The 17515-nt window shown below is 71.6% G+C and carries 15 protein-coding genes; 8 read left to right on the forward strand and 7 right to left on the reverse strand.

The window, feature by feature from the left end; translation table 11 throughout:
- Positions 1-31: 31 nt before the first annotated feature.
- Positions 32-1231: an FIST signal transduction protein gene (locus DOO78_RS03020; protein ID WP_165838687.1), complete on the forward strand. Its 1200-nt coding sequence runs from the start codon at positions 32-34 to the stop codon at positions 1229-1231.
- A complete protein-coding gene (locus DOO78_RS03025; protein WP_111468266.1) occupies positions 1231-2583 on the forward strand; it encodes a sensor histidine kinase in 1353 nt (450 codons plus the stop codon). Before DOO78_RS03020 ends, DOO78_RS03025 begins: the two co-directional genes overlap by 1 nt.
- Before the next feature lie 84 nt (positions 2584-2667).
- Here DOO78_RS03025 and DOO78_RS03030 read toward each other — a convergent pair whose 3' ends face one another.
- Positions 2668-3777, reverse strand: a complete 1110-nt coding sequence (locus tag DOO78_RS03030) for a fatty acid desaturase (protein WP_165838688.1) — start codon at positions 3775-3777, stop codon at positions 2668-2670.
- A 934-nt stretch (positions 3778-4711) separates the two neighbouring features.
- Here DOO78_RS03030 and DOO78_RS03035 point away from each other — a divergent pair.
- Complete coding sequence (locus DOO78_RS03035) at positions 4712-5878, forward strand: thiolase domain-containing protein (protein WP_207802771.1); 1167 nt, start codon at positions 4712-4714, stop codon at positions 5876-5878.
- 5 nt (positions 5879-5883) lie between these two features.
- Positions 5884-6276 (forward strand): Zn-ribbon domain-containing OB-fold protein, encoded by a 393-nt coding sequence (locus DOO78_RS03040; RefSeq protein WP_111468269.1) that lies wholly within the window; start codon positions 5884-5886, stop codon positions 6274-6276.
- Between the two features lie 182 nt (positions 6277-6458).
- Here the strand turns inward: DOO78_RS03040 and DOO78_RS03045 are convergent, their stop codons facing one another.
- Entirely contained in the window at positions 6459-8099 is a 1641-nt protein-coding gene (locus DOO78_RS03045; protein ID WP_111468693.1) for a flavin-containing monooxygenase, read from the reverse strand.
- A 108-nt stretch (positions 8100-8207) separates the two neighbouring features.
- A complete protein-coding gene (locus DOO78_RS03050) occupies positions 8208-8966 on the reverse strand; it encodes an SDR family NAD(P)-dependent oxidoreductase (RefSeq protein WP_165838689.1) in 759 nt (252 codons plus the stop codon).
- A 204-nt stretch (positions 8967-9170) separates the two neighbouring features.
- On the opposite strand from DOO78_RS03050, the gene DOO78_RS03055 reads away from it, so the two are divergent.
- Entirely contained in the window at positions 9171-10178 is a 1008-nt protein-coding gene (locus DOO78_RS03055) for an LLM class flavin-dependent oxidoreductase (RefSeq protein WP_165838690.1), read from the forward strand.
- A gap of 99 nt (positions 10179-10277) precedes the next feature.
- Positions 10278-10829 (forward strand): carboxymuconolactone decarboxylase family protein, encoded by a 552-nt coding sequence (locus DOO78_RS03060; protein WP_111468272.1) that lies wholly within the window; start codon positions 10278-10280, stop codon positions 10827-10829.
- 25 nt (positions 10830-10854) lie between these two features.
- On the opposite strand, the gene DOO78_RS03065 is transcribed toward DOO78_RS03060, so the two are convergent.
- Positions 10855-12192, reverse strand: coding sequence for an MmgE/PrpD family protein (locus DOO78_RS03065; RefSeq protein WP_111468273.1), 1338 nt, complete (start codon positions 12190-12192; stop codon positions 10855-10857).
- Positions 12193-12308: 116 nt separating this feature from the next.
- Here DOO78_RS03065 and DOO78_RS03070 point away from each other — a divergent pair, with 116 nt between their 5' ends.
- Together DOO78_RS03070 and DOO78_RS03075 are read left to right on the forward strand one after the other, a co-directional pair.
- The gene (locus tag DOO78_RS03070) at positions 12309-13277 is read left to right on the forward strand and encodes a Bug family tripartite tricarboxylate transporter substrate binding protein (protein WP_165838691.1); all 969 of its coding nucleotides are present in this window, start codon (positions 12309-12311) and stop codon (positions 13275-13277) included.
- 5 nt (positions 13278-13282) lie between these two features.
- Positions 13283-14032: an SDR family oxidoreductase gene (locus DOO78_RS03075; protein WP_111468275.1), complete on the forward strand. Its 750-nt coding sequence runs from the start codon at positions 13283-13285 to the stop codon at positions 14030-14032.
- Positions 14033-14176: 144 nt separating this feature from the next.
- Here DOO78_RS03075 and DOO78_RS03080 read toward each other — a convergent pair whose 3' ends face one another.
- The 3 genes from DOO78_RS03080 to DOO78_RS03090 all read right to left on the reverse strand — a co-directional run bounded on the left by DOO78_RS03080 (position 14177) and on the right by DOO78_RS03090 (position 17514).
- On the reverse strand, positions 14177-15718 hold the full coding sequence (locus DOO78_RS03080; protein ID WP_111468276.1) for an amidohydrolase family protein: 1542 nt from the start codon (positions 15716-15718) through the stop codon (positions 14177-14179).
- Between the two features lie 61 nt (positions 15719-15779).
- Positions 15780-16604 carry an ABC transporter ATP-binding protein gene (locus tag DOO78_RS03085; protein WP_111468277.1) on the reverse strand — a complete coding sequence of 275 codons (825 nt, stop codon included), beginning with the start codon at positions 16602-16604 and terminating at the stop codon, positions 15780-15782.
- Positions 16594-17514: an ABC transporter permease gene (locus DOO78_RS03090; protein ID WP_111468278.1), complete on the reverse strand. Its 921-nt coding sequence runs from the start codon at positions 17512-17514 to the stop codon at positions 16594-16596. The genes DOO78_RS03085 and DOO78_RS03090 overlap by 11 nt, the downstream gene beginning before the upstream one ends.
- Position 17515: the final 1 nt, after the last annotated feature.

The following is a 17515-nucleotide window of genomic DNA, read 5'->3' on the forward strand; positions in this document are numbered from 1 at the left end:
CCCGCCCGCGGCGCTTCCCGAGGAACCCGGTGTGATCAGCGTGGCCTATGCGAAGCATTCCGATCCGGCGACGGCCGTCCGCGGCTGCGCGGCTTCGCTCGGGACCGGCCCGCTGGAGATGCTGCTCGTCTTCTGCGGCGGCAAGCACGATCCGCATGTGGTGCTGTCCGCGCTGCGGCAGGCCTTCGGCGCGGTGCCGGTCGTCGGCGGCTCGGCCGCCGGCGCCATCGCGCGGGAGGGCTTCGGCTACAGCGGCTTCGAGCTCGGCATCATCGCCTTCCGCGATCCGGCGGTGACGCCGCGCTGCGTGACGACGCGGGAGCTGCTGCCGGACGAGCGCGCCGGCGGCGCCGCGCTCGGCATGCGGGTGGCCGAGGTCGCGCATGCCGACGACGTCGTGCTGCTGTTCTTCGACAGCGTCGCCCTGGCCTCGCCGCTGCGGCTGCACCCGGCGAGCGCGATCGTGGACGGCTTCCATGCCGGCTTCGGCGAGCGCCCGGTCTGCCTGATCGGCGGCGGGCTGCTGACCGACATGAACCTGGCCGGCGGCTGGGTCTTCGACGGCGCGGCGGTGGTCAAGCACGCCGCGGTCGCCCTGGTCTTCCCCTCCCTGGTCCGCGCCGAGACGGCGGTCATGCATGGCTGCCGGCCGGTCAGCACCTTCATGGAGATCACCCGCATCGACGGCGCCGAGGTCTGTGAGCTCGACGGCCGCCCGGCCCTGACGGTGATCGAGCGCATGCTCGGCCTGCCGCTCGGCGGCAGCCGCGGCCATGAGCTGACGCTCACCGCGACGCTCGGCGAGAAGCAGGGAGATCCCTTCGCCCCCTATGACGAGAATGCCTATGTCAACCGGCTCATCCTGCGGGCCAATCCGGAAACCGGCTCGGTGACGCTGTTCGAACAGGATTTCGCCCTCGGCACCCGGGTGCAGATCATGAGCCGCGACAACTCGCTGATGCTGGAATCGGTGCGGCGGGGCGTCGCGGAGATCAACCGGGCGGTGGCCCGCAGCGAGGCGCTCTTCGGCCTCTACATCGACTGCGCCGGCCGCGGCAGCGCCCGCAGCGGCGCGCCGGTGGAGGAGGCGGCGCTGGTGCAGACGGGGCTGGATCCGGCGGTGCCGCTGCTCGGCTTCTACTCCGGCGTCGAGATCGCGCCCTTCGCCGAGGGCCGCAGCCGGCCGCTCGACTGGACCGGGGTGCTGACGGTGCTGCGGAGGCGCGCCTGATGTCGGACGGGGCGCAGGAGATCATGATCGGCCAGCTGGAGCGCGAGCTCGCCTATTACCGACGGGAATGCAACGATCTCGGCGCCCGGCTGCTCCGCCTGCAGGAGGAGCAGAGCCAGACCTTCCGCGAGGCGCGCCGCAGCCGCACCGTCGCCAAGCTGATCCGCGAGGCCTATCGCCTGGCCGATGGCGAGCTGACGCCGGCCGAGATCGGCACGCCGATGCTCGAGATCATCATCGAGAACGCGCTCTGCGACGGCGCCGCGCTGCTCGAGGAGCAGGGGGAGGGCTTCCGGATCAGCCATGCGATCGGCGTCGGCGTCGAGGCGCCCTCGCATCCGGTCGCCATCCCCTCGCCGCCGGCCTTCTTCTACACCACGGCGCGGACGCCGATCGAGCCGCTGGCCTATGAGCTGACCGGCATCCTGCGGCTGCCCTACGTGCTCTGGGCCTATGACAAGCCGACCGGCCGCGCCCTGATCCTCGGCAACCGCTCGGAGAGCAATGTCAGCCGGCCCTTCGAGGCGGGGGACCAGGAGCTGATCGAGGGCGCCCTCTCGGTCTATATCGATATCATGCTCCGCAAGCAGGCGGAGATGGCGCTGCGCGGCGCGAAGAGCACGGCCGAGCGGGCGAGCGCGGCGCGGGCGCGCTTCCTGGCCACCTTGACGCATGAGCTGCGCACGCCGCTGAACGCCATCGTCGGCTATTCCGAGATGATGGTCCCCGGCTCGCGCTACGACCCGAGCCCGGCCGATCGCGGCCGCTACACCGAGATGATCCTCGACGCGGCGCATTACCTGCTGAAGCTTGCCGACGGGATCCTCGACTACTCCTACCTGGAGCAGGCGTTGCCCTCGCTGCGGCCGGAATGGCTGCCGGCGGGCAAGGTCATCGCCAATACGGTCGCGCTCGCCTCCGGCGAGGGCCAGAGCCGCGAGGTGGCGATCAGGGCCTTCGCGATCGACCCGGCGCTCGAGCTCTGCATCGATCCGGTGCGCTTCCGGCAGGTGCTGCACAACCTGCTCGGCAATGCGGTGAAATTCTCGCCCGCCGGCAGCACCGTCGAGGTCGCCCTGCTGCAGGGCGACGATGGCGGCATCGCCGTGACGGTGCGCGATGCCGGCATCGGCATGCGGCCGGAGGACATCCCGCGCGCGCTCGAGCCCTTCCAGCAGCTCGACCATCAGGCGGCGCGCAGCTTCGGCGGCGCGGGGCTCGGCCTGCCCATCGCCAAGCGGCTGGTCGAGGCGCATGGCGGCGAGCTCAGCATCGAGAGCTGGCCGGGGACGGGGACGCTGGCGACGGTCACCCTGCCGCCGGAGCGCGTCCGCCTGCGGCTCGAGGATTAGCGCCGTGGCGGGGAGCACATCGGCGCCGGCCCTTGCAGCGGCCGGGCGCGGGGCCCGGCCGCCGATGCACGAGGCCGGGCCGGCTCAGCGGCCCAGCGCCTCCCGCGGGGTCGCCGCCAAGCTGGCCAAGTTGTGGTCGATCGCCTGGAACAGCCCCCAATTCTCGAAATAGCCGGCCGGGAAGCCCGGCGAGCCGGCCTCGAGATCCTGCTGCCGCGCATGGATGTAGTCGGCCCAGCGGCGGGTCGCCGGCTTGCGGTGGTGGAAGTCGTGGCAGGGGGCGTCGCCCACCAGCACGAAGATCCGGGCGAAGAGGTGCACGGTCAGCATCTCCGCCCACCAGGCGGCCCACTGGCAGGCGCCCCGCAGGGTGTTGGCCCGCAGCTCGGGCGGCATGACGCCGGGGAAGACGCCGGCCGTCGCGTGGCAGACGAAGTTGCGGTCACGCTTCTGCATCGTCTCCGGCTCCGGGAAGCGGTGCTCGCAGAGGATGCGGAAGACGGTCGCCATCTGCAGCAGCACCGTCACCGGCAGCACCCAGGCGAGCAGGAAGGCGGGCAGCGTGCCGGTCGCGGCGGCGAGGCCGAAGGCGCCGAGCCAGAAGCCGCGGCTCACCAGATCGTGGCGACGGTCGCCGGTGAACATGCTGGCGCCCAGGCGACGCTGCAGGAAGCGCCAGTGGAAGACCGGCGAGGCGGTGTTGACCAGCACCCGGCGCCACAGCGTGCGCTTCGGCAGGCCGGGCTCGAGGCCGCACATGCCGAGGACGAAATCGGCGAACTCATCCTCCTCGGTCAGCAGCTTGTTCGGGCTGTGGTGCAGCATGTGCTCGCGCTGGTAGTCCTCGAAGCGCTTGAAGAGCAGCAGCGCCGAGATCAGGCGCCCGGCGCGGCGGTTGGCGGCGCGGGTCCGCAGCACGGTGCCGTGCGAGCAATGATGGAACACCACGACCTGGAAGAGGCCGAGGCCGCAGCAGGTCGCCAACCAGCCGGCCGGCAGCAGCAGCCAGCTCAGCAGCGGCGGATCGGCCAGCAGCAGGGGCAGCGCGGCGAGGGTGCAGCCCAGCACGATCCAGGCGAGGGCGCCGAGCACGAAGGCGGTCGCGGAGCGGCCGGGCGCCACCTCGCCCGGCGCCGGCTTCGCCGTCAGCCAGGTCAGGAAGGGCTGCAGGAGGCGCGGCAGGCGTGCCGCCATGCGGGCACGGGGATCCGGCGGAGAAACGATCGAGAGCTGGGGCTCCTCTGCCGAGGTGAAGTTCGTGTAAGAATTGAGGGCCGTCATTTTCCATTCCTGTTCATGAGGCGGCGGCACGGGAGCCGCTGCCGCACTAACGAGTAGCAACAAACCCCAATCACTTGTTGTAGGGTTCAATCGCGTATCGTTTTCCAGGCCGCCTCAAGACCCTGGATTTGGCGACGCGGCACGATGTTCCGAACGCTGAGGTTGTCAGAGGTGTTCGCGCATCGGTTTCGAAGCTGGACGCTTCGGATCGCATTCTGTGCAGATCCGGCAGTTGCTTCGACGTCATCGGCAGGAAATCGCGCTTGGATCGACAATTCTGAAAAAGGCTTCGTGGCCTTTGCCGACTTTCGTGGACTTCCGGCGCACCGTGCCGCTTGCAGGGCGGTGGGGACCGCGAACTTGCGGCGGATTGTCAGAGGGAAGTCACGCGCTCAGAATTGCCGGAATTGTTCTTGAATCGGCGCTGGATTACGGTGCCACCGGGTCTGCGGTGGGGCTGCCGTTACTGGCGCAGGATGGAGATTCTGTCCGGAAACCGAGCGGACGGGGCCAATATTGATCCCTGTCCCCGATAAAAGAACGATGTGGAAAATCTGCAATCTGCCAATTCCGTGCGCGATCGCCTGCCGCGATGGTCCAACCTCCGCCCGCAGGCATTTTCACTTCGCATCGATTGGCCGCGGGCACCCGGACGGGCGGGCCGATCCGCCCCGGGCCGCTGCCCCCGGGCTGGGTTGTGGGGTGCGTCGTGGGATGGCAGCGCCCCAGGCATGGCCGCCGGCCCAGGCTCCACCGGCCTGCCGGTCCTGCGGGCCGTCGCATCCGATGGGCCGGCTGGTCGCCGCCACCAGATGCGCGCACCATGCGGGCAGGAGGGACGGTGGCCATGACGATCAAGAGGAAGGCCTATATCGCCGGGGCGTTCGAGCACCCGACGCGCCTGGCGAAGGACCGGAGCGTCGCGCAGCTCCACGCCGAATGCGCGCTTGGCGCGCTCCGGGATGCCGGCCTCACCAAGGAGGATGTGGACGGCTATTTCTGCGCCGGCGACGCGCCCGGCCTCGGGCCGCTGGCCATGGCCGACTACATGAACCTGACGCTGCGCCATCTCGACAGCACCGATGTCGGCGGCTGCTCCTACATCGCCCATGTCGCGCATGCGGCCGAGGCGATCGCCATGGGCAAGTGCCGGGTGGCGCTCATCACCCTGGCCGGACGGCCGCGCTCCGAAGGGCATTCCGGTGCCGTGCCGCGGGTGCGCGGGGCGGATGCGCCGGACACGCAGTGGGAATTCCCGACCGGCATCGCCACGGTCAACGCCTATGCCATGTGCGCCGCGCGGCACATGCACCAGTACGGCACCACCGCCGAGCAGCTCGCCTGGATCAAGGTGGCGGCCAGCCACCACGCGCAGTGGAACGAGCACGCCATGCTGCGCGACCTGGTCACCGTCGAGCAGGTGGTGGGCAGCCCGCTGATCGCAACCCCGCTGCACCGGCTGGATTGCTGCGTCGTCTCGGATGGCGGCGGCGCCCTCGTCGTGGTGGCGCCCGAGGTGGCGCGCAGCCTGAAGCGGCCGCTGGTGAAGGTGCTGGGCGCCGGCGAGAGCATGAAGGGGCAGATGGGCGGGGCGGTGGACCTCACCTATTCCGCCGCGGTGCGCAGCGGCCCGGCCGCCTTCGCCGAGGCGGGGGTGACGCCGAAGGACATCAAATACGCCAGCGTCTACGACAGCTTCACCATCACGGTGCTGATCCAGCTCGAGGATCTCGGCTTCTGCGAGAAGGGCCAGGGCGGAAAATTCGTCGCCGACGGCAACCTGATCTCGGGGGTCGGCAAGCTGCCCTGGAACACCGATGGCGGCGGGCTCTGCAACAACCACCCGGCCAATCGCGGCGGCATCACCAAGGTGATCGAGGCGGTGCGCCAGCTCCGCGGCGAGGCGCATCCGAAGGTGCAGGTGCCGAATTGCGACCTCGCCCTGGCGCATGGCACCGGCGGGCTGCTCGGCAGCCGGCATGGCGCCGCAACCCTCATCATGGAACGGGAGTGACCCCGATGGCCAAGGAGCGCTCGATCCCCGCGCCGCTCACCAACCCCGAGACCGAGCCCTTCTGGGCCGCCGCGCGCGAGGGCCGCTTCCTGCTGCGCGCCTGCACCGCCTGCGGCAAGGCGCATTGGTACCCGCGCGCCGTCTGCCCCTTCTGCATGAGCGAGAAGACGGAATGGCGGGAGGCCTCGGGCCGCGGCACGATCTACAGCGTCAGCGTCATGAAGCGGGCGCCGGAGGTCTATGCGGTCGCCTATGTCACGCTGGAGGAAGGCCCGACGATGATGACCAACATCGTCGATTGCGACTTCGATGCGCTGGCCATCGGCCAGGCGGTGGCGCTCACCTGGCGGCCCACGCAAGGCGACGGGCCGCCCTATCCGCAGTTCAGGCCGGCCTGATCACGCCCCGCGAAACCGCGTCGCGGCTTTGCGGGGTCCACAGGGAATCCCTCATGGTCGAGGGACGTCACAGCCTGCCGCGGCGAAGCCGCGGCAGGGCAACGGGCAGCGGTGGCTCTGACCGGCACCCCAAGAGCAGGCGAGGGCGGCACAGCCGGCAAGCGAGCCGCCCCTGGCCTGCCTCAAACAGGCGCCGGCGCCTCCAGCCGGAAGCCCTCATAGCCCTTGGCCGCCACATCGGCGCAGATGCCGCGATAGCGCGCCATGCCGCCGGCATAGGGCATGAAGACCCGCGGCTTGCCCGGCACATTGGCGCCGAGATACCAGGAATGCCCGGCCTGCGGCAGCAGCGTCGCATGCGCCGCCTCGTTCACATGCGCCACCCAGCGCTCGACCGCCGCCGGCTCCGGCTCCATCCGGGCGATGCCGTTGCCGCGCAGATGCGCGATGCAGTCGGCGATCCACTCCGCATGCTGCTCGATGCAGACCGGCATGTTGCAGAGCACCGAGGGGCTGCCCGGCCCGGTGATGGTGAAGAGGTTGGGGAAGCCGTCCACCTGCAGGCCGAGATAGGTGCGCGGCCCGGCCGCCCAGGCTTCGGCCAGCGGCAGCCCGTCGCGGCCGGTGATGTTCAGCCGCAGCAGCGGCCCGGTCATGGCATCGAAGCCGGTGGCGAAGACGATGATGTCGAGCGCGTGCTCGGTGCCGTCGCGCAGCCGGATGCCCTCGGGCGTGATGCGCTCGATCGGGTTGGCGCGGACATCGACCAGGGTGACGTTGTCGCGGTTGAAGGTCTCGAAGTAGTGGGTGTCGATCGGCGGCCGCTTCGCCGCATAGGGATGGTCGATATCGGCGAGTTTCGCCGCCGTCTCCGGGTCCTGCACGATCTCGCGGATCTTGGCCTTCAGGAAGGCGGCCGCGGTGTCGTTCGCCGCCTTGTCCATCAGCAGGTCGCGGAAGGCGGCGCGGAATTGCAGCCCGCCCTTCTCCCAGGCCGCCTCGTAGATCGCCTGCCGCTCGGCCTCGGTCACGTCCCAGGCGGAGCGGTCGGCGATGATGAAGGGATGGCCGTTGGGCGTGGATTGCGTCGTCTCGCGGATCGCCTGCCAGTTCTCCCGCGCCCAGGCCTTGAACTCGGCCGCGAGGGGGCCGTTGCGGGCCGGGACGCTGTAATTGGCGGTGCGCTGGAAGACGGTGAGGTGCTTCGCCTCGGCGGCGATGACCGGCACGGCCTGGATGCCGGTGGAGCCGGTGCCGATCTGCCCGACCCGGGCGCCGGTGAAGTCCACCCCCTCATGCGGCCACTGGCCGGTATGGTACCAGCGCCCCCCGAAGCTCTCGAGGCCGGGGATCTTCGGCACGTTGGCGGTGGAGAGGCAGCCGACCGCGGTGATCAGCCAGGTGGCGGTCAGCCGCTCGCCGGTCGCCGTCTCGACCTCCCAGAGATTGGCCGCCGCGTCGTAGCGGCAGGCGGTGACGCGGGTGTCGAAGGCGATGTCGCGCTTCAGGTCCAGCCGGTCGGCGACCCAGTTCATGTAGCGCATGATCTCGGCCTGGCCGGGATAGCGCTCGCTCCACTCCCACTCCTTGTAGAGCGCCTCGGAGAAGGTGAAGCAGTAGGAATGGCTCTCGGAATCGCAGCGGGCGCCGGGATAGCGGTTCCAGTACCAGGTGCCGCCGACGCCGCCGCCCTGCTCCAGCACCCGCGCCTTCAGCCCCAGCCGGTCCCGCAGCAGGTGAAGCTGGTACATGCCGGAAAAGCCGGCGCCGACGATGATGGCATCGAAATCCGCCGCGCCGGCGCGCGGGGCGGACTGCATCATGGTATCGGGCATGGGATCGTTGCCTCCGTCCGTTCGGGCGGAGGATAGCAGCCGTCACCCACGGGCGCAGCCCCCGGACGGTCGCCCGACCAGACCGCGCCGGCCTACCTATTGGATCGTGTAGCCCCCATCCACCACGAGGTCGTGACCCTGGATGAAATGCCCCTCGGCCGTCGCCAGGAAGGCGATCACCTCGGCGATCTCGCGCGGCTGGCCGAGCCGGCCGAGCGGCACCCGCCCGGCCATCTGCTCGGTCCGGCCCGGGATGCGGCCATAGCTCTCGATATTGTACTGGGTGGCGATCGGGCCGGGGCTGACGGAGTTCACCTCGATCCCGTCCTTCGACAGCTCATAGGCCATGTTGCGGGTGAGCTGGATCAGCGCCGCCTTCAGACTGCCATAGAGGGCGTTGTCCTCGAAGGCGACGCGCCCGGCCTGGCTGGCGACATGGATGATCCGGCCGCCACCCTGCCGCCGCATGGCCGGCAGCACCGCCTGGCTGGCGAAGAAGGCCGCGGCGAGGTTGACCGAGACCAGCGCCGTGAACTCCTCCCGCGTGAAGCTGCCGAAGGGCTTGCGGCAGCGGATCGCGGCATTGTTCACCAGCACGTCCACCCGGCCGAAGCGCTCGAGGGCGCTGCCGACCATGGCCTCCGCCGCCCCCGGCGCGGCGAGGTCGACCAGCGCCACGGCGACCTCCGGGGCCCCGGCCCGGCGGCAGGCCGCCTCCGCCTCCGCCAGCTCGGCCTCCGTCCCCTCGGCCACGAGGAAGAGGCTCAACCCCTTCGCCGCCAGCGCCTCCGCGCTCTCCCGCCCGATGCCGCGCGAGGCGCCGGTCAGCAGCGCCACCTTCCCGATCCCGGCCATGCCGCCCTCCCTGATCCGGGGATCGAGCATGCCATGCGGGCGCGGGCCTGCCACGGTCCCCTGCCGGGCCCGGGCCGGACTTCCCATCCGCGCCGCGCCTGCCCACCATGCCGGCGGGACGGAACGGCGCGCGCCGGTCGATCACGGGGAGCCCCAAGGGGAGCCCCCAAGGGGAGCCCCAAGGGGAGCCCAAGGGGAGCCAGGATGCAGTTCGGATTGTTCGGCGGCGCCCGCACCGGGACAGGCCATGGGCCCGGCGATGGACCCGGCGCCGGCCTCGCCGACAGCCAGGGCTATGAGAGCTTCATCGACTATGTGACGGAGGCCGACCGCCTCGGCTTCCGGCACATGTTCATGGTGGAGCACCACGCGACCGGCCAGGGCCAGGTCTCGGCCTCCATGACCCTGCTGGCCTATCTCGCCGCCCGGACCCGCCGGATCCGCCTCGGCACCGCCGTGTTGGTGCTGCCCTGGCACAATCCGGTGCTGATCGCCGAGCAGGCGGCAACCCTCGACCTGCTGAGCGGCGGGCGCTTCGATTTCGGCGTCGGCAAGGGCTATCGCCGCGCGGAGTTCGACGCCTTCTGCATCCCGATCGAGGAGGCAAGCGAGCGCTTCGACGAAGCCATGGCGGTGATCCGCAAGGCCTGGACCGCCCGCGGCCGCTTCAGCCATCACGGCCGGCGCTGGCATTTCGAGAACATGCTGGTGGAGCCCGCGCCGCTGCAGCGCCCGCATCCGCCGCTCTGGCTGGCCGCCGGCAGCGCCGAGAGCATCCGCCGCGCGGCGCGCGAGGGCTACAACCTGCTGCTCGACCAGCTCGCCTCCATCGAGCAGATCGGCGAGCGGATCGCGCTGTTCCGCGCCGAGTGCCGGCAGGCGGGCCGCGCCTTCCGCCCCGAGTTGGTCGGCACCGCCCGGGCCCTGCAGATGATCCATGCGGAGTCGGAGCGCGCGGCGGCCTACGAGACCCGCCGGCGCGTGCTCGGCGTGATCGGCGACCTGGCGCGCGGCCCGCTCGCCCGCCGCATCGAGGAGGACACCGCGCCGCTGCTCGGCCTGCCCGGGGAGATCGTCGCCCGGCTGCGCCAGCTTGAGGCGGTGGGCGCGACGAATATCCTGCTCGTCGATCCCGAGGCCTCGCCCGAGCGGCTCCGCGCCTTCGCGCGCGAGGTCATGCCGGCCTTCGGGGCCGAGCCCGGCGCGCCGTGACGTTGCCGCATCGATGCCTGCCGTCGCCCGGCGCGCCGCCGGCTGCACGCCGGACTTGATGCGGGCCGATAGAACCACCCGTTCCAGGAGGAGACAGCCATGCCCCGCCTTGCCACCCCGAGCCGCGACGCGCTCGACCCCGCGCAGCAGGTGGTCTGGGACCGCATCGCCTCTGGCGCCCGGGGCGGCGTCGGCGGGCCCTTCACGGCGCTGATCAGCAGCGCCGAGCTCTGCGCCCGGGTCGAGCAGCTCGGCGTCTTCATCCGCTACGACTGCAGCGTGCCGATGCGGCTGCGCGAGATCGCCATCCTCTGCGTCGGGCAACACTGGAAGGCGGCGTATGAGTGGTATGCGCATGCGCCGATCGCGGCGAAGCAGGGCGTGCCGGAGGCGGTGATCGCGGCCATCGGCCGCGGCGCGGCCGAGATCCCCTTCGAGGCGGAGGCGGACCGCGTGGTGGTCGGCTTCGTGCGCGAGCTGCTCCGCGCCGGCCAGGTCGGCGACGAGGCGTACCGCGCGGCGGTGGCGCTGCTCGGCGAGAAGGGCACGGTCGAGCTCACCGGCCTGGTCGGCTATTACAGCCTGCTGGCGATGCAGCTCAACGTCTTCCAGGTCGCGCCGCCGCCGCCCTTCGAAGCGCCCTGGGGGTGAGTCCCCCAAGGCCGTGGCGCGCCCCTCAGGCGAGCAGCGCCATGAGGCCGGCGACATCCGGCGCCGCGTCGAGCGCCCAGATGGCGGCGATCTGCGCCGCCGCGCGGTCGGCGAAGCCGCCGAGCGCGGCATTCTCGCGGAACTTCGCCTCCAGCTCGGCATCGCTGAGCGGCCGTGCCTCGCTGCCGCGCGGCGTCAGCACCGTCGCCTCCGCGCTACGCCCGTCCAGGAGGCGCAGCGTGACGCGCGCCGCGCCGCGCGGCAGCGTCTCGTCCCGCACCGCGCGCACCCGCGCGCGGAAGGCGGCCAGCGCCGGGTCCTCCACCGCCGCCGCCTCGAACTCGGCGACGCTGGCACGCCCGCGCAGCAGGCCGAGCGCCGCGGCGTGGTGGATGCTCACCCGGGCGTCGCGCGCATTCCGCACCGGCCGGTCGCCGCGGGCGAGCAGCAGCGCGTCGCCGGCGACGGTGACGCTGTCGATCGCCTCCGGCACCAGGCCGGGCCGGGCGCGCAATTCCAGGCAGGCATCGATCACCGCATGGAAGACGATGCCGGCCGGATAGGGCTTGTAGGTGTTGCGCGCGATCTCCCATCGCTCGCCAAGCCCCGCGGCGATGGCGGCGGGATCGGCCGCGTCGCCGGCGGCCCGGGCCCAGCCGAGCCGCCCCTCGATCGCCTGCGCCGCCGCCTCCCAGCCCTCGGCGGCGAAGAGCGCGGCCAGGATCCCCTGCCGCGCCGCGTTGCCGACGCCGACATTCTTCGCCGCGGTGGGCAGGTTCTCGACCGTCCCCGCCGCCTCGCTGCTGGCGATGCCGATCGCCGCCGCGACCTGCGCGGCATCGAGGCCGAGCAGCTTCGCCGCCGTCGCCGCCGCCCCGAAGGTGCCGCAGGTCGAGGTGATGTGCCAGCCGCGGTCGTAATGCCCCGGCGAGACCGCCAGGCCGATGCGGCAGGCCACCTCGCCGCCGAGCAGCAGGGCGTGCAGCGCCGCGGCGCCCGAGAGGCCGCGCTGCTCGGCCAGCGCCAGGGCCGGGGGCGCGACCGGTGCGGCGGGATGGATCACCGTGTCCAGATGCGTGTCGTCGTAGTCCAGCAGGTTGCCGGCGACGGCGTTTACGAAGGCCGCGCCCATGACGTCGAGCCGCGCGCCCTGGCCGAAGACCGTCGCCTCGACCCGGCCGCCGAGACCCCGCATCACCCGCAGCGCTCCCCGCACCGCCGGATCGCGCGCCACGCCGAGGGCGCAGCCGATATGGTTCAGCAGCGCCCGCTTCGCCTCGTGCCGCAGCGCCGGCGGCAGCTCCTCCCAGCGGGAGGCGGCGACGAAGCGGCCGAGCGCCTCGGTGGCGGTGGGGTCGGGCATGGCGGCGGGCCTTCTTCCTGGACCCGCCCGGCATAGGGCATCGCCGGCGGGGCGCCAGCCCTTTGCGCCGGCGGCGGGGCATGGAATGAATGCGGCAGGGGAAGGAGGGGATGCCCATGCGACGCCGCGGCCTGCTCGCCGCGCTGGCCCTGCCGGGGCTGGCGGCACCCTGGCCCGGCCGCGCCCAGCCCGGCTGGCCGTCGCGGCCGATCCGCCTCGTCATTCCCTTCCCGCCCGGCGGCACCACCGACATCCTGGCCCGGCTGATCGCGCCGCCGCTCGCCGCCGCGCTCGGCCAGGGCGTGGTGATCGAGAATCGCAGCGGCGGCGCCGGGGCGGTCGGGGTGGTGGAGACGCTGCGGGCGCCGCCGGATGGCCACACCATCGCCATCACCATCAGCACGCTGATCACCGCCGCGCTGCTGACCCGCCAGCCCTATCACCCGGTGAACGACGTCGCGCCGATCCTGCACCTCGCCAACGTCGCCAACATCCTGGTGGTGAACAAGGCGCTGCCGGTGACGAGTGTCGGCGAGCTGATCGCCCATGCGAAGGCGCGGCCCGGCCAGCTCTCCTACGGCTCGCCCGGCATCGGCACCTCGGTGCATCTCTCGGCGGTGATGTTCGAGCAGGCGGCGGGTGTCGAGATGGTGCATGTCCCCTATCGCGGCGGCGGGCCGGCGCTGGCGGATCTGGTCGGCGGGCAATTGCAGCTCATGTTCGGCAATGCCAGCTCGACGCTGCCCTTCGTCCGCGCCGGCGATGTCCGGCCGCTGGCGGTGACGGCGGCGCAGCGGCAGGCCTATGCGCCGACGCTGCCGACCATCGCCGAGGCGGCGATCCCGGGCTTCGAGGTCGCGGAATGGTATGCGGTGATCGGCCCGGCCGGCCTGCCGCCCGAGATCGCCGCGCGGCTGAACCGCGAGATCCTCGCCATCATCGGCACGCCGGAGGGACGGGCGAAGCTGCTCGAGCTCGGCGCCGAGGTGGTCGGCGGCACGCCGGAGGAATTCGGCGCCTTCCTCCGCGCCGATTTCGCCCGGACCGAGGCGGTGATCCAACGGGCCGGCATCAAGGCGGAGTAGGCGGCATGGCGCGCGGGTTGCGGGGCAAGGTGGCGCTGGTGAGCGGCGCGAGCAGGGGCATCGGGCGTGCCATCGTGCAGCGCCTGGTCGAGGAGGGGATGCAGGTGCTCGGCGTCGCGCGCAGCGGCTGCACGGTGCCGGGCGCCATCGGCCTCACCGCCGACCTGCGCGACCCGGCGGCGCCGGCCGCCGTGGTGGCGCGGGCCGTCGCGGATTTCGGCCGGCTGGACCTGCTGGTGAACAGCGCCGGCGCGACCCAGCGCGGCGACTTCCTGGCGCTGGACGATGCCGCCTGGCAGGACAGCTTCGCCGGAAAATTCTTCGCCGCGGTCCGGCTCAGCCGCGCCGCCTGGCCGCATCTGCAGACGACGGCGGGCAGCGTGGTGCAGATCGCCGGGGCCGGCGGCAAGATCGCCAGCGCCGATTTCACCATCGGCGGCTCGGTGAACGCGGCGCTGATGAACCTGACCAAGGCGCTGGCCGATCGCGGCGTGCGGGACGGCGTGCGGGTGAACTGCATCAATCCCGGCAGCATCCGCACCGACCGCCTGACCGGCCGCATCGCCACGGTGATGCGCGAGCAGGGCCTGGACGAGCCGGCGGCCGCCGCGGCGCTGGCCCGGGCCACCGGCGTCGCGCGCTTCGGCGAGCCGGAGGAGATCGCCGCGACGGTCGCCTTCCTCGCCAGCGCCGAGGCCGGCTACATCCAGGGCGCCATCCTCGACGTGGATGGCGGCTGGATCCGCGCCGTCTAGCTCCCCGCAAAACCGCGTTGCGGCTTTGCGGGGCCCCGGTGATTCGCATCGAGCCCAAGGGACGCCACAGCCTGCCGCGGCAAAGCCGCAGCAGGGCAACGGGCAGCGACGGCTTCGACCGGCGCTGCAAGCTGCGAGGCCCGGCTACACCCGCGAGCTTGGCCGGTAGAAGGGCTCGTGGCGCGAGGGGTCGATATAGTCGGCATAGAAGCGCCGGGCATGCGGTAGCAGCGCCTTGGAGAGCTGCCGCCGCTCCACCTCGTCATCCGAGAGCGCCCGCGCCAGGTCGTCATGCAGCGCCTTCAGCGCCCCGTCGCGGTCGACGCGGGTGAAGGCGCCGTCCTTGTAGATCACCTCGCCGTCGCACATCACGGTGGTGACGGCGCTGGCCTTGGCGCGCTGGATGACGGCATCGAGCGTCGGGGTCAGCTCGTCGAGGAAGGGGTAGGAGACGGCCTGCCAATCCACCAGCGAGAGGTCGGCGCCCTTGCCGACCTCCAGCGTGCCGAGGGTCTCGCGATAGGGCGTGGTGCGGCTGCCGCCGATCGTCGCCATGCGCAGCACCTGGGCCATGCCGGGCACCTCGCTCTCCCCCATGCCGGGCACGCGATGCGCCCGCAGCACCAGCCGCATCTCCTGCAGCATGTCGCGGTCGTCGTTGATGCCGGCCTCGTCCAGCCCGATGGCGGTGTTCACCCCCATCGCCTCGAAGCGGTTGAGCGCGGCGACGCCGGAACGGAGCCGGAAATTCGAGGAGCAGTTGTGGCAGATGCAGGTGCCGCTCGCCGCCACCTTCTCGATGTCCCGCTCGTTCAGCCAGACGCCATGGCCAAGCGTGAGGTTCGGCCCGAGCATGCCGAAGCGCTCGATATAATCGAGCGCCGTGCCGCCGCCGCGGCGCCGGGCGTATTCCTTCTGATAGGCGGTCTCGACCAGATGCATGTGCATCGGCACGTCATGGGTGCGGGAGAGGTCGGCCAGCGCCGCCAGCGCGGCATCCGAGCACCAGTGGAGGTTGGCCGGGGCGAGCTGCACCTTCACGCGGCGCTTGTCGGCATGCCCGCGATGCAGGTTGCGGAACAGGTCGAGGCTTTCCTCCAGCCCCATGCGGAAGCGCTCGAACCAGCGGCTCATCGGGCCGCGCAGCTCCTGCGGCAGGCTGGCGACGAACTCCTCGTCGGCCTGGTAGACCAGCCGGTTCTGGTCGCGCAGGGCGAAGCAGTAGGACACCCGCATGCCGATATCCTCATAGGCGCGGATGACCTCGTTGGAGCGCGCCTCCACCTCCGGCAGCGTCCCCGGCATCCAGCCATGGATGTGCTGCACCGTGGTGATGCCGGAGGCGATCATCTCGAAGGCGGAGTAGAGCGTGTCGAGATAGAGGTTCAGGTTGCGCGCCACCATGCGGGTGACGAACCAGAGCTCCAGCGGCATGTCCGGCGAGCCGAGCTGCACCGGCGTCAGCCCGACATGGTGATGGCCGTTGACGAAGCCCGGCAGCAGGATCTCGCGCCCGCTGCCGATGACGGGGACCGTCGGATGCCGGGCATGCAGGTCGGCATAGGTGCCGATGGCGGTGATGATGCCATCCTCCTGCAGCACCGCGCCGTCCGGGATCTCCTCCCATTCGGTGGCGGACAGGGTGCGGGTGATCATCGCGCGGCTGCGCACCAGGGACACGGCCATGCCGTTCTCCTCCTCGTTCTGGTCGATGGGTGACGTTCGTGGGTCGCCGAGGCGGCGGGGCTCAGCCCGCCGCCAGGGCCTCCTGCTCGGCGAAGGCGCGGTCCACCTCGCCCTTCAGCTCCTCGGTCAGCAGGCGCCGCAGCGCCTCGCTCTCCGGCGCGAAGGGGTCGCGCGGCCGCGGCAAGGTCACCGGAATGATGCTCTTGATCCGGCCGGGCCGGGCGGTGAAGACCACCACCCGGTCGGCCAGCGCCACCGCCTCGTCGATATGGTGGGTGACGAAGAGCACCGAGGCGCCGCTGTCGCGCCAGACATCGAGCAGGAAATCCTGCATCTTCGCCCGGGTCTGCACGTCGAGCGCGGCGAAGGGCTCGTCCATCAGCAGCACCTTCGGCCGCATCGCCAGGGCGCGGGCCACGGCGACCCGCTGGCGCATGCCGCCCGAGAGCTCGTCCGGCCGCTTGTCCATGGCTTCCGAGAGGCCGACGCGGGCGAGCGCCTCGCGCGCCACCGCCCGCCGCTCCGCCTCCGGCGCGCCGCGGATGGAAAGGCCGAAGGAGACGTTCTGCCAGACCGTCAGCCAGGGAAAGAGCGAGGTCTCCTGGAAGATCAGCGAACGGTCGGGGGAGGGGCCCTCGACCGGGTCGCGGAAGGCCCAGATCCGCCCCGCGGTCTGCCGCTCCAGCCCGGCGATCAGGTAGAGCAGCGTCGACTTGCCGCAGCCCGAGGGGCCGAGCAGGACGACGAACTCGCCCGGGGCGACGTCGAGATCGATGCCGCGCAGCGCCTCATGCGCCCGCGCCGTGCCCGCGGCCCAGGTCTTGCCGACGCCGCGGCAGACCACGGCGTCCTGCGAGGACCAGTCGGCATAGCTGTCAGAGGCCACGGAGCACCCCCGCCGTTTCCGGCACCCAGTAGAGCACGCGCTTCTGCACCAGCCGCAGCAGCCAATCCGAGAGGAAGCCGAGCAGGCCGATCAGGGCGATGGTGAAGAAGACCAGGGACGGGTTGAAGGTGTTGCGCGCCATCATGATCACCTGGCCGAGGCCGAAGCCGACGCCGGTGCTCTCGGCCACCAGCACCACCATCCAGGCGCCGAAGAGATTCAGCCGCAGCACGATGAGGAGCTGCGGCAGGATCGCCGGCACGATCACCCGGGTGTAGATCTGCCGCTTGGTGGCGCCCATGGTGCGGGCGACGTTGATGAAGGCGCGGCTGACATTGTCGATCTGGCTGATGGTGGACAGCACCATGTGGAAGAAGAGCGCGACCACCACCATGAAGATCGCCGGGGCGTTGCCGATGCCGAAGATGAAGATGGCGACCGGCAGCCAGGCGATGGGCGAGACCGGCGAGAGCAGGGTGATGGTGGGCAGCACCAGCTTCTCGAGCAGGCCGAAATAGCGGATCAGCACGCCGATGCCGATCGAGAGGGTGGCGGCGATCAGCAGCCCGACCAGCACCCGCATGCCCGTCGCGCCGATGGTGATCGCTACCGCCTCGTAGGGCGAGGGGCCGTCGGCCGGGTTGACGCCGATCTGCCAGCGCGTCGCGGTGTTGAAGTAGCGTGCCTGGTCGGGGATGTCGCCGAGGAAGACATGCGGCGGCGGCAGCAGCTTCGGGTCGGCCCAGCCGATCGCCCAGAGCAGCTCCCAGATCCCGGCGAAGAGCCCGACCGAGAGCACCGCCCAGCCGCAGCGCGCGAGGCTCTGCCGCAGGCCGGGCGAGAGGCCGAGGCTCGCCAGCCATGGCACCGGGCGCGGCGGCGCCGCCACGCCCGCGATGTCGCTTCGCATG

It is taken from the genome of Roseicella frigidaeris, assembly GCF_003258945.1.
In the GTDB taxonomy this organism is placed as follows: Bacteria; Pseudomonadota; Alphaproteobacteria; order Acetobacterales; family Acetobacteraceae; genus Paracraurococcus; species Paracraurococcus frigidaeris.